Annotated in this window: 8 protein-coding genes and 1 pseudogene; 2 read left to right on the top strand and 7 right to left on the bottom strand. The window is 67.8% G+C overall.

The annotated features are described in order from the left end of the window. Positions 1-1,213: efflux RND transporter periplasmic adaptor subunit (locus OXU43_03235; GenBank protein MDD9824173.1), on the top strand; the 1,213-nt coding region annotated here is incomplete at its 5' end. Next, complete coding sequence (locus OXU43_03240; protein MDD9824174.1) at positions 1,203-4,481, top strand: efflux RND transporter permease subunit; 3,279 nt, start codon at positions 1,203-1,205, stop codon at positions 4,479-4,481. The genes OXU43_03235 and OXU43_03240, both read left to right, overlap by 11 nt. 7 nt (positions 4,482-4,488) lie before the next feature. On the opposite strand, the pseudogene OXU43_03245 reads toward OXU43_03240, so the two are convergent. The 7 genes and pseudogenes from OXU43_03245 to trpA form a co-directional block, all read right to left on the bottom strand. Beyond that, positions 4,489-4,926, bottom strand: a pseudogene (locus tag OXU43_03245) (FMN-binding protein). 62 nt (positions 4,927-4,988) lie between these two features. After that, positions 4,989-5,945 carry an RnfABCDGE type electron transport complex subunit D gene (locus tag OXU43_03250; GenBank protein ID MDD9824175.1) on the bottom strand — a complete coding sequence of 319 codons (957 nt, stop codon included), beginning with the start codon at positions 5,943-5,945 and terminating at the stop codon, positions 4,989-4,991. After that, positions 5,942-7,405 (bottom strand): amidophosphoribosyltransferase, encoded by a 1,464-nt coding sequence (purF, locus tag OXU43_03255; GenBank protein ID MDD9824176.1) that lies wholly within the window; start codon positions 7,403-7,405, stop codon positions 5,942-5,944. The genes OXU43_03250 and purF overlap by 4 nt, the downstream gene beginning before the upstream one ends. A gap of 124 nt (positions 7,406-7,529) precedes the next feature. Then, entirely contained in the window at positions 7,530-8,207 is a 678-nt protein-coding gene (locus OXU43_03260) for an SPOR domain-containing protein (GenBank protein MDD9824177.1), read from the bottom strand. Between the two features lie 19 nt (positions 8,208-8,226). Then, positions 8,227-9,618, bottom strand: a complete 1,392-nt coding sequence (gene folC, locus OXU43_03265; protein MDD9824178.1) for a bifunctional tetrahydrofolate synthase/dihydrofolate synthase — start codon at positions 9,616-9,618, stop codon at positions 8,227-8,229. Next, positions 9,615-10,520, bottom strand: coding sequence for an acetyl-CoA carboxylase, carboxyltransferase subunit beta (gene accD / locus OXU43_03270; GenBank protein MDD9824179.1), 906 nt, complete (start codon positions 10,518-10,520; stop codon positions 9,615-9,617). Before accD ends, folC begins: the two co-directional genes overlap by 4 nt. Before the next feature lie 31 nt (positions 10,521-10,551). Beyond that, positions 10,552-11,376, bottom strand: an 825-nt coding sequence (gene trpA, locus OXU43_03275; GenBank protein MDD9824180.1) for a tryptophan synthase subunit alpha, incomplete at its 5' end; no start/stop codon positions are given.

Consider the following 11,376-nt stretch of genomic DNA (forward strand, 5'->3'; position numbering starts at 1 on the left):
ACTCGTTACAGGGCCCATGATACGTGTCGCCATACGCAAGTTGCGCCATATCCTGAGCATCCTCGCGGCGCTGGTCGCGGGCATCGGCATCAGCATGACGCTGGTCCTCTCGGCGCCAGAAAAGCAGCAACCGCGGCTGACGCCCTTGCCGGTGCACGTGCTGCCCTTCGAGGTGCGGGAGCGGGATTTCGCCACGGCCAGCCGCGTCCAGGGGCAACTGAAGCCCGTGCAGCAAACATGGTTGCACTTCGATATCTCCGGGCGCGTGGCGGAGCGGCGGGTAGAGCCTGGCCACACGGTCGCGGCCGGGGCGCAACTGTTGCTGCTGCACAAGGAGCAGTGGTTCGACGCCCTGCAGCGCGCCGAGGCGATGCTGAACGCGGAACGCAAGGCGCAGGAGCGCGACCGCCGCCTGCTGGAACTGACCCGGGAACGGGGCATGCTGTTGCAACGGGAGACCGAGCGGCTGCAGCGGCTGGAGTACGACTCCCTCGCCTCCAAGGCCAACCTGGAAGAGGCCCAGCGGCGCATGTTGCAGCAAGCGGAAGAACTGGCCCGGCTGGAGCACCAGGAACGCACAGCCGAAGAGCGGCTGGTCAACCTGCAAACGGAGCTGCGGCAGGCGCGGCGCGACCTGGAGAGCAGCCGGCTCAGCGCCCCCTTCGCCGGCATCGTGAACCGTGTGGAGCTGGATGTGGGGGACCGCGCGGCCCCTAGCATCCGGGCGGTCGAACTGGTGGACACCCGCAACCTGGACCTGCATCTGGAGGTCACCGGCGAGGTGGCGCAGGGCTTGCGCCTGGGTCAGGAAATCCAGATCCGGCACCCGGGCAATCCCGGCTCGCGGGAAAAACGACTGGGGCGCATCGTCGCCCTGGCCCCCGCCCCGGCGGCGGACACCCATACCCATTCCCTCCGGGTACGGGCGGAAAGCTCCGGGGACTGGTATCCCGGCCAGATCGCCGAGGCGGTGCTGCCCGTGCCGCCGTTGCGCGGCGTGCCAGTGGTGCCGGGCACGGCGCTGCTGCGCGACGAGGGCCGCAGCTACGTGTTCCGCATCGGGGAAGACCTGCGGCTACAGCGCATGGAGGTAGAGGCGTTGAAGACCTACGACGGCGAGGTCGCGGTGCGGGGCCTCGCGCCGGGGACGCGCATCGTCTCCGACAACGTGGCCGCCCTGGCGGACGGCCAGGAAGTTCGCCTTGCCCCCTGAAACGCCCCCTGAGGCGCCCCCTGAGGCGCCCCCACCCATAGGCGGCGGAAAAGACGCGGCCGGCGGGGCGACGGCCCGGTTGTTCGCCGTCTTTATCGAGAACCGCCTGCTGGTCAACCTGGGACTGCTGTTCGTACTGATCCTGGGCCTGCTGTGCTGGCGCGCCACGCCGCAAGAGATGTTCCCCGTGGTGCAACTGGACACGGCCAGCATCTCCACCGTGTTCGAGGGCGCCGCGCCGCGCGAGGTGGAAGAACAGGTCACGGCGGTGATCGAAGAAGAATTCGAGAACAGCCGCGACATAGACTATATCAGTTCGGTCAGTATCGAGGGCGTATCGAACATCTACCTGAAGCTGAAGTCGGACGGCGACATGGACGACTTCCTGGAAGAAGCGCGCACGCTGGTGGACGGGCTCGCCGGCGACCTCCCCGAGGGAGCCGAAGAGCCGCGGTTATCTCGCATCCGCACCCACTTTCCGGTGATCAGCCTGACCCTGTACGGCGGACTCTCGAAGGAGCGGCTGCACGACATCGCCGAGCAGGTACGCCTGCAAATACAGGGCCTGCCGGGCGTCGCCAACGTCGGCCTCGCGGGCGAACAGGAACGGGAGCTGCGGGTCACCGTGGACCCGCACCAGTTATCCGCCCTGGGGATTCAGCTGGGGGAGATCGTCGCGGCGTTGCGCAACAATCTGCAGGATCTGCCCGGCGGCACGATCAAAGCGGCGGAGGGCGGCATCCGCCTGCGCGGGCGCGGCGAATCCTCCGACCCCCGGGTGCTGGAGCGGCTGGTGTTGCGCGCCACCGACGATGGCGGGCAACTGCTGCTCGGCGAGGTGGCCCAAATCGAACTGCGATTCGAGGAGGCGACCACTTACGCCCGCTTCAACGGCCAGCCCTCGATCAACATGACGGTGACCAAATCGGCGGAGGCCTCGACGATCGCGGTCTCCCGACAAATACGGGAATTGGTGCGGGAACTGCGCCCGCAACTCCCTCCCAGCGCACAGCTGGGCGTACACACGGACATGTCGAAATACGTCAAAACCCGTCTCAACACCGTCAAGTCCTCGGGGTTAATCGGACTGACGCTGTTGCTGCTGGCCCTGTGCCTGCTGCTGGACCTGCGGGTGGCCCTGATCACCGCCTTCGGCATCCCGTTCTCCTTTCTGTTCGCGGTCATCCTGCTGCACTACCTGGGCTATACGATCAACATGATCTCGCTGTTCGCCTTCCTGGTCGTACTCGGCATGATCGTGGACGACGCCATCATCGTGACCGAAAACGCCTACCGGCACGTGGAGGCGGGACTGCCCCCGCACCAGGCCGCGCTGCGAGGCGCGCGCGAGGTGGCCGCCCCGGTGGTCGTAGCCACGCTCACCACCGTCTCGGCCTTCCTGCCAATGACCACCATCGGGGGCACGCTGGGGCTGTTCATTCAGGCGATCCCGGTGATCGTCGCGGGCGCCCTGCTGGGCTCGATGCTGGAGTCCTTCATCGTCCTGCCGGGTCATGCGGCGCTGCTGCTGCGCGCCCGCAAACGACCGCGCCGATGGTCCGGGTGGCGGCGCCTGCGGGACGGCTACGGGCGCCTGCTGCGCTGGGCTACGGGGCGCCGCTACCTGGTGCTGGCCATGACCGCCAGCCTGCTGGCCGCCAGCGTCAGCTACGCCGCGACCCGCATCCCCTACCAACTGTTCGGACACGTGGACCTGGGCCAGTTCTTTATCAACATCGAGGCGCCGAACACCTACAGCCTGGAACAGAGCGAACAACTGGCACAGCGCGTCGAAAAAGCCATTTTCGAGGCGATAAGCGAAGACGAGCTGGACACGCTCTACACCAACATCGGGATCAGCTTTACCGACTTCCAGCGCTTCAGCAAGGGCAGCAACCTGTTGCAACTTGTGGTGGACCTGAAGAGTCCGGCCCCGCGGGGCTTCATCGAACGCTGGGTCTCGCCGCTGGTCAGCCTGGATTTCTCCGGCCACAGCGGCAAGCGGCAGCGCAGCGTTGACGCCATCAGCGACGCGGTGCGCCAGCGGCTGTCGCAGATCCCCGGCATCCGGCGGCTTCGGATCGTGCGCCAGGACGCGGGCCCCCCCGGCAACGACATCGAGCTGGGCATCGTCAGCCGGGACCCGGCACGGCTGCGCGCCCTCAGCGACGAGGTCCAGGACTTCCTGCGCCGGCTGCCGGGAGTCCGCGACGTGCAACACGACCAGGAAGCCGGCAAGGTAGAGTTCCATTACACCCTGAACGAGAAGGGCCGCCGCCTGGGACTCACGCAGGAAGCCCTGAGCGAGGCCGTGCATATCGGCTACCTGGGCCGCAAGGTCACGCACGTGACCCTGGAGGGCAAACGGATCCCGGTGCGGTTAATGTACTCGGACCAGCTGCGCCGCGAGGCCGACAGCCTGGCCCGCCTGCCGATCATCCTGCCCTCGGACAGGACCGCGTACCTGGGCGACGTGGCCGAGATCCGCGCCGCTCGCGGCCCCAATCACCTGCGCCACCGGGACGGCCTGCGCATGGCGCGGCTGAGCGCCGACGTCAATACCGAATTCATCACCGCCCTGGAGGCCAGCGCCCTGATCCAGGAGCGCTTCGCCCCCGCCGGCGCCGAGGCCGACTATAAACTCTTGTTCCTGGGCGAAAAGAAACGGGCGCGGGAATCCTTCGCCGGGATCTCCCAGGCGCTGTTCATCAGCCTCGCCCTGATTTCTTTCCTGCTGACCGCCCTGTTCCGCTCCCTGCTTGACCCGCTCGCGGTCCTACTGACCATCCCGCTGGGTTTCGTCGGCGTCATCGCGGGCCATGCGCTGTTCGGGTACAACCTGCAATTCCTTTCCGTCATCGGGATGCTCGCCCTCTCCGGCATCATCATCAACGATTCGCTGATCCTGGTGGATTTCTGCAAGCGGCTGCGGGCCGCGGGAATGCCGTTGCGCGAGGCAACGATCCGCGCCGGGCTTATGCGCGCCCGGCCCATCCTGCTGACCACGATCACCACCTTTCTGGGCTTGTCGCCGTTGATTTTCTTCGCCACCGGCCAGACGGCCTTCCTGGCTCCCATGGCGGTCAGCCTGGGTTTCGGCCTGCTGTTCGCGACGCCGTTGATCCTGATCACCCTGCCCTGCCTCTGCCTGGCCGCCGAAGATCTGCGCCTGCTGGCGCGGCGGACGCTTCGTCGAGCAGCCGCGCGCGATGCGCCGCATAGAATCGCAGGCAGTCCCGCACCCCCAGAACCACCGCTCTCGAACTGACAGTCGCGCCGCTCACCTGATCGAAGGCCCCGTCGTCGCCGCCCACCGCCCAGCGCGCCGCCGGCAACCGTTCCAGGGAATGGCCGCGCAAGGCCGCCAACCAACCCGGGGCGGCAACGCCACCGCCCAGTCCCGGCGTCTCTTCATGGCGCAACACCCGCACCCCGGTCACCGTGCCGTCGCGCTCGATTCCCACCGCCAACTCCAGGGCGCCGTGATAACCGCGCACAACGACCGGCAACAGGGCCACTCCCAGCACTTCCCCGGCACGACGCAAGCGATAGGCATGAAACTTCTGAGGCTGAGAAAAAAAGACCCGCTCTTCCACATGCATGCGGTCCAGGTGCGGACGGTTGTCGTAGGACAACGGCGCCACCTGCTCGATCACGCGCAGCACCTGCCGTTGCCACCGTTCCTCCATACCCTGCCGGGAGAGCGCATGCAACGACAGCGCCAGCCCCAGGCAGGCGGCGGCAACCAGCGCCGCCAGCAGGCGACCCGGGCCTTTCAAGCGCTCGTCCCCAGTACGCGAGGCCGCGTGATCCGGTCAATCAGCGGCACGGCGGCGTTCATGATCAAAACGGCAAAGGCCACGCCATCAGGAAAGCCGCCAAAGCGGCGCACGCTCCAGGCGAGCAGCCCGATCCCGGCTCCGTACAACACCCGTCCCCAGGCGGTGGTGGCCGAGGTGGCCGGGTCGGTAGCGACGAAGAAGGCGCCGAGCAGGGCGCCGCCGCTCGCCAGGTGAAACCACGGCGAAGCGTGACGCTGGTCGTCGTACAGGTAAAACAAAGCGGCGACGCAAAACAGGGCCAGCAACATGGCCGCGGGGATTCGCCAATCAATCAGCCGCCGCGCCAGCAACCAGCAGCCGCCGGCCAGCCAGGCCGGCGCCAGCCACTCCCAGCCGCGCCCGCCCACCGCGCCGAACACCGGAGCGGCGCGCAATTCCTCCAGAGTTGCCATGCCGGCCAGCCCGCTCTGCACGTAGCCCAGGGGCGTCGCTCCGCTCACGGTATCCAGGCCGGGCGCCGCCGGCCACAAGGAGAGCCGGACCGGAAAGCAAAGCAGCACGAAGACATAGCCCGCCATGGCCGGGTTGAAGAGGTTGCGCCCCAGACCGCCGTAGCAATGCTTAACGACCAGAATCGCAAAGGCCGCGCCCGCCGCCGACAGCCACCAGTCCGCCAGGGGACTGATGCAAAGGGCCAGCAGCCAGGCAGTGACCAAGGCGCTGCCGTCCGTCAGGGCAGGCCGCAGGGGGAGTCCGCGCAGGCGCAGCGCCAGCGCCTCGCAGGCCAGGGCGGTCAGACTGGCGACGGCCAGGTGCAACAGCAGACGCGGACCGAACAGCCAACAAGACAGCAACAGGCCAGGCGCCAGGGCAGCCAGCACCTCGCGCATGAGCGCGGCAACGGATGTCCCTGCATGCAGATGCGGCGAAGATACCGGGGCGGCGCTCATGCGCCGTCGCCCGCTACGGCGAGCGGCGCCCCTGCGTCGGCCGTCGGCCCCCGGTCCCCGGTCATGTACACGCCATCGAAGCAGGAGGCGTCAAAACGGGATATGGAGGGATTGCCCTGCCTGACCGCCTGCACCAGATCGTCCAGCCCCTGGTAGAACAGCCGGTCGGCGCCCACCAATTCGCAGATCTGCCGCTCGCCCCGGCCATGCGCGATCAACTCTTCCACCGAGGGGATATCAATCCCGTAATAGTTCGGATAGCGCACCGGCGGCGCGGCGGAGGCGAAATACACCTTGCGGGCGCCGGCGTTGCGGGCCATCTGGACGATCTCGCGGGAGGTCGTTCCGCGCACCAACGAGTCGTCCACCAGGAGAACGTTCTTGCCGCGGAACTCCGCCCCGATGGCGTTCAGCTTCTGGCGCACGGATCGTTTGCGCACGCGCTGCCCCGGCATGATGAAGGTGCGCGGCACATAGCGGTTCTTGACCAGGCCCTCCCGGTACTCGACGCCCAGGCGCCGCGCCAAAGGCAGGGCCGCCGTGCGCCCGGTCTCCGGGACCGGAATGACGACGTCTATGTCGTGCTCCGGCCACCGCTTCTGGATCGCGCGGGCCAGCGCCTCGCCCATGCGCAGCCGGGCCTCGTACACCGAAATGCCGTCAATCACCGAGTCCGGGCGGGCGAGATAGACGAACTCGAACAAGCAGGGAGAGGGGGCGGCCGACATGCCTTGCCAGGAACGGGAATGGAAGGCGCCGTCCCCGGAAACGAACACGGCCTCTCCCGGCGCCAGGTCGCGCACTCGCTCGAAGTCGAGGATATCTATGGCGACACTTTCGGAAGCAAAGACGTACTCCTTGCCGCCGCGGCTCTCGCGGCAGCCGAAGACCAGCGGGCGAATGCCATGCGGATCCCGAAAGGCCAACAGACCGTGACCGGCGATCAGCACCACCACGGCATAGCCTCCCCGGCAACGGCGGTGTACGCCCCGCACCGCCTCGAAAATCTGCACTGGCTCCAGACGGGTTCGGTCCGCCCGGCGCAGTTCGTCGGCCAACACGTGCAACAGCACTTCCGAGTCGGAGCCCGTGCGCAAACGATCCGGCCGCCCGCGGGAGATTTCGCGCCGCTGCTCCGCGCTGTTGGTCAACTGACCGTTGTGCGCCAGCACCATGCCGTAGGGAAGCCGCACGTAGAGCGGCTGCGCTTCGGCGGCCGAGAACCCCCCGGCAGTGGGGTAGCGTACATGGCCGATCCCCTGCCTGCCCCGCAGCTGGATCATGTCTTCGGCGGAAAAGACATCGCGCACCAAGCCGTTCCCCTTGCGCAGAAACAAACGATTGCCTTCGCAGGTCACCAGGCCGGCCGCATCCTGCCCCCGGTGTTGGAGCACCGTCAGGCACTCGCAGAGGGCCTGGTTAACCGGCCCCTGGGCGACAATACCGATCAGTCCGCACATGATGGGAACAGGCCGCGCCGCTGCAGGGAAGGCAATGGCGGCCGCGCACGGCCCAACCCGAGCGTTACCCCTCCGGAAGCAAAACCAAGCAAGTGAACCTCCGACTCCCCGTGGTCGCGACGCGCTAAGGATAGCGCTGGATTATACCCTTGATCTTGAGCTTCTGCCGCAATTCGTCGCGCTGCCGCGCCGCCGTTCGGCGGGACAGCTCCGGCCCCACCTGAACACGGTAAACGGCCTCGCCGCCGCTGTCATGCTGGCTGACGAAGGCGCGATAACCTGCCTTGCGCAACCGATCCTGCAAGGTGTCCGCATTTTTCCGGCGCGCGAAGCTGCCCATCTGCACTACCCAGGCATCGCCGTCATCCGGCGCCCCTGTGCCCTCGCCGGCGGCGGCCGGCGACAAGGGCGGCGACTTGGCTGCCGCGGACGGCGGCGGCGAAGGCGATTTGACGGCCGCCGACGGCGGCTTGGCTGCCGCGGACGGCGGCGACGAAGGCGGCTTGACGGCCGCTGGCGGCGGCTCGGCTGCCGCGGACGGCGAAGGCGAAGGCGGCACCTCGGGGAGGCCATCCAGCACGACCCCCTTCAGCGGCGCCGTCCCGGCTTCTCCCGCCACTTCCTCCGCGGCATCCTTCGCTGGCTGGAAACCGGGATCGAAGTCCACCGCCGGCGGCGGCGGGGGAGGCTCCACGGGCGGCAGCTCCGTGACCGGTTCGTCCAGAATCAGGGGGATAAAGATCGCCGCCAAGACCACCAGTATGGCCGCGCCCGTCAGCCGTTCCTGCAGTTGCCGCTCCACAAGCGTCCCGCCGGTCCGTTCAGCGCCCGCCCAGCGCCCCGGACGCCAACTCGCCGCCGTCCAGGCCGCGCCAGGCCGCGCGCCCCGCGCCCACGCCGCAATTCAGCCAGTTCAAGGCGCCTCCCACAGTCAGGAAAGAGCCCGTCACCACCGCCCGGTCGGCGGCGGAAGCGGAATGGCTCAGGCGGTCCAGCGCGCCCCAGATATGGCGATAGACCCGCACTGGCTTATCCGTTACCGGGCGCAGCTCCGCCAGCAACGTAGCGGCGGACGCGCCGCGCCACCCCGGCAATCCCACCACGTGCCAATAATCCGCGGCCCGATCGAGTTCGGCAAACACGGCACGGTGATCCTTATCCCGGAGCATGCCGACCACCATGTGGGTGGCGCCGGACACCGGCAAATCGGCGAGGCCGCGGCGCAGCTCCAGTGCCGACTGAGGGTTGTGCGCCACGTCCAGGAGCAGCGGCGGCAGCCCCGGCACTACCTGGCAACGGCCGGCAAGCCGGCAGGACTTCAACCCTTCGACAATCGCGGACTCCGGCACCGGCAAACGGCCGGCAAGCCGGTCCAGAGCCATCAACGCGCCCGCGGCGTTGCGCACCTGACAACTGCCATAGGGGTACGACAGGGGCAGTCCCTCGTACTCGCGCCCTCCCCCGCGCCAGCACCACGACCCGGTCCCATCCTCTTTTTTTTCGCAGGAAAAATCGCGCCCGAGAATGCTGAGCGGCGCCCGCAATCTCCGGGCGCAAGCGACCAGGGACGCGGGCGGCGCCGGGTCCGAACACACCGCGGGCACACCCGGGCGAAAGATGCCCGCCTTCTCCCTGCCGATCGCTTCCCGGTCGTCCCCAAGCCACTCCTGGTGATCCATGGCGACGGAGGTTACCAGAGCCAAGTCGGCATCGAGGACATTTACGGCATCCAGCCTGCCCCCCAGGCCAACCTCAAGCAAGGCCACATCCACGTCGGCCTCCCGGAACAACTGCAGAGCGGCCAGGGTGCCGAACTCGAAATAGGTCAACACGGTGCCGCAACGCGCCTCCTCGACGCGGGCAAAGACGCGGCACAAATCGGCATCCGTCGCCTCCCGGCCCGCGACCCGGATGCGCTCGTTGTAGCGCACCAGATGCGGAGAATAATACGCGCCGGTGCGATACCCGGCGCGGCCCAACACCGCCTCCAGCACCGCCACGCTGGAACCCTTGCCGTTGGTACCGGCCACGCTGATCACGCAGTAGCCGGGAGCGAGCAAACCCATGCGCGCGGCAACCTGGCGGCAACGATCCAAACCCAATTCCACGGCACGGGTATGGATCTGCTGCTGCCAGGCCAGCCACTGCTCCAGGCTGCGGTTGCCGGCGACAGGCAGGCCGTTGCCGGAGAACAGATTCGCCGGCTCGCTCACAGCGTCGCTCCTTCGAGCAGCGTCATGGCCCGCTCCTCCGGCGGCATCGGAAGGCCCAGCATCAGGGCCAGCATAGAGGCGATCCGATCCCGCAATTGCCCACGGGAGACAATCATGTCCACCGCCCCATGCTCCAGCAACGACTCGCTGCGCTGAAAGCCCTCCGGCAACGGCTCGCGTATGGTCTGCTCGATCACGCGCGGCCCGGCAAAGCCGATCAGGGCGTCCGGTTCCGCGACTATCACGTCGCCCAGCCAGGCAAGGCTGGCGGAGACGCCACCCATGGTCGGGTCGGTCAACACGGCAAGGTAGGGCAGGCCGCGCTCCCGGAACCGGGCCAGGGCGACGCTGGTCTTGGCCATCTGCATCAACGAAGCCAACCCCTCCTGCATACGGGCGCCGCCGCTGGCACAGAAACAGACCAGGGGCAGCTCCCGCTCCAGCGCATGCCGCACGGCCCGCACAAAGCGCTCCCCCACCGCGGAACCCATGGAACCGCCCAGGAAATGGAAATCGAAGGCACAGGCCACCAGGGGAATCCCCTTGACGCGCCCCGCCAGCACGACCAACGCGTCCGTCTCGCCGGTACTGCGCCGCGCCTGCTGCAAGCGGTCGCGATAACGTTTCCGGTCCTTGAATTTCAGTCGGTCCACGGCAAGCAAGCCGGCGCCCACCTCTTCCTTTTTTTCGTCCGGGTCGAGAAAAAATTGCAGGCGGAGGCGCGCCGGGATACGCATATGGTAACTGCATTTCGGACAGACGTGCAGGCACCGCTCCAATTCCGGGCGATACAAGACCTCGTTGCAGCGCTCGCAACGGGTCCACAGTCCCTTGGGCACCTGGCGCCGGTTGCCATTCTTGCTCTTAACGCGCGGGCGCAGCAGCTTCTCGAACCAACTCACCACCAGCGCCTCCGTTCCGCCGCCGGCGCGTTCACCCCGGGAGCCCCGCGCCGTCCACTGCCATGCGGATCTCCCGCGCGAAACCGCTCGCAACCTCGGGCAGGCGGCCGGGTTCCCCGGCAACCGCGGCAAGACGCTCCACCAAGGCGCTGCCAATCACCACGGCATCGCCCAAGCCGGCGGCGCCGGCCGCGGCGCGCGAATCCTTGATCCCGAAACCCACCGCCACGGGCAAGGAACTGCTGTGCCGGACACGATCCAAGGCCGTCGCCACTTCCTTCAATTCCAGGTGCTCGCTGCCGGTCACCCCCTTGAGCGACACGTAATAGAGGAATCCCCGGGCGGATCGGCAGATCCGTTCCAGCCGCCGCTCCCCCGTGGTGGGGGAAAGCAGGAAGATCTGGTCCAGCCCGCGGCGGCGCAATTCCTCCGAGACCTCCGCCGCCTCTTCGGGGGGGAGATCGACCAGCAGGACGCCGTCAACGCCGGCAGCGGCCGCCGCCGCGCCGAAAGCCGCCACCCCCATAGCCTCCACCGGATTGAGATACCCCATCAGGACCACCGGCGTGACCCGGTCTCGCTCCCGAAAACAGGCCACCATCCGCAGTACGTCCGACAGGCTGGTACCGTGCTCCAGGGCGCGCTCGCTGGAACGCTGAATCGCCGGCCCGTCGGCCATCGGGTCGGAGAAGGGCACGCCCAGCTCGACCAGGTCGGCGCCGCCCTCCACGAGAGCGTGCATAAGCGGCACGGTATGCTCAGGGCACGGATCCCCGGCGGTGATAAAGAGGATCACCCCCCGGCGGTTGCGGGCGCGAAGCCCCCGAAAACAGTTCTCAATGCGGTTCATTGCCAT

It is taken from the genome of Gammaproteobacteria bacterium (assembly GCA_028817255.1).
Classification (GTDB): domain Bacteria; phylum Pseudomonadota; class Gammaproteobacteria; order Porifericomitales; family Porifericomitaceae; genus Porifericomes; species Porifericomes azotivorans.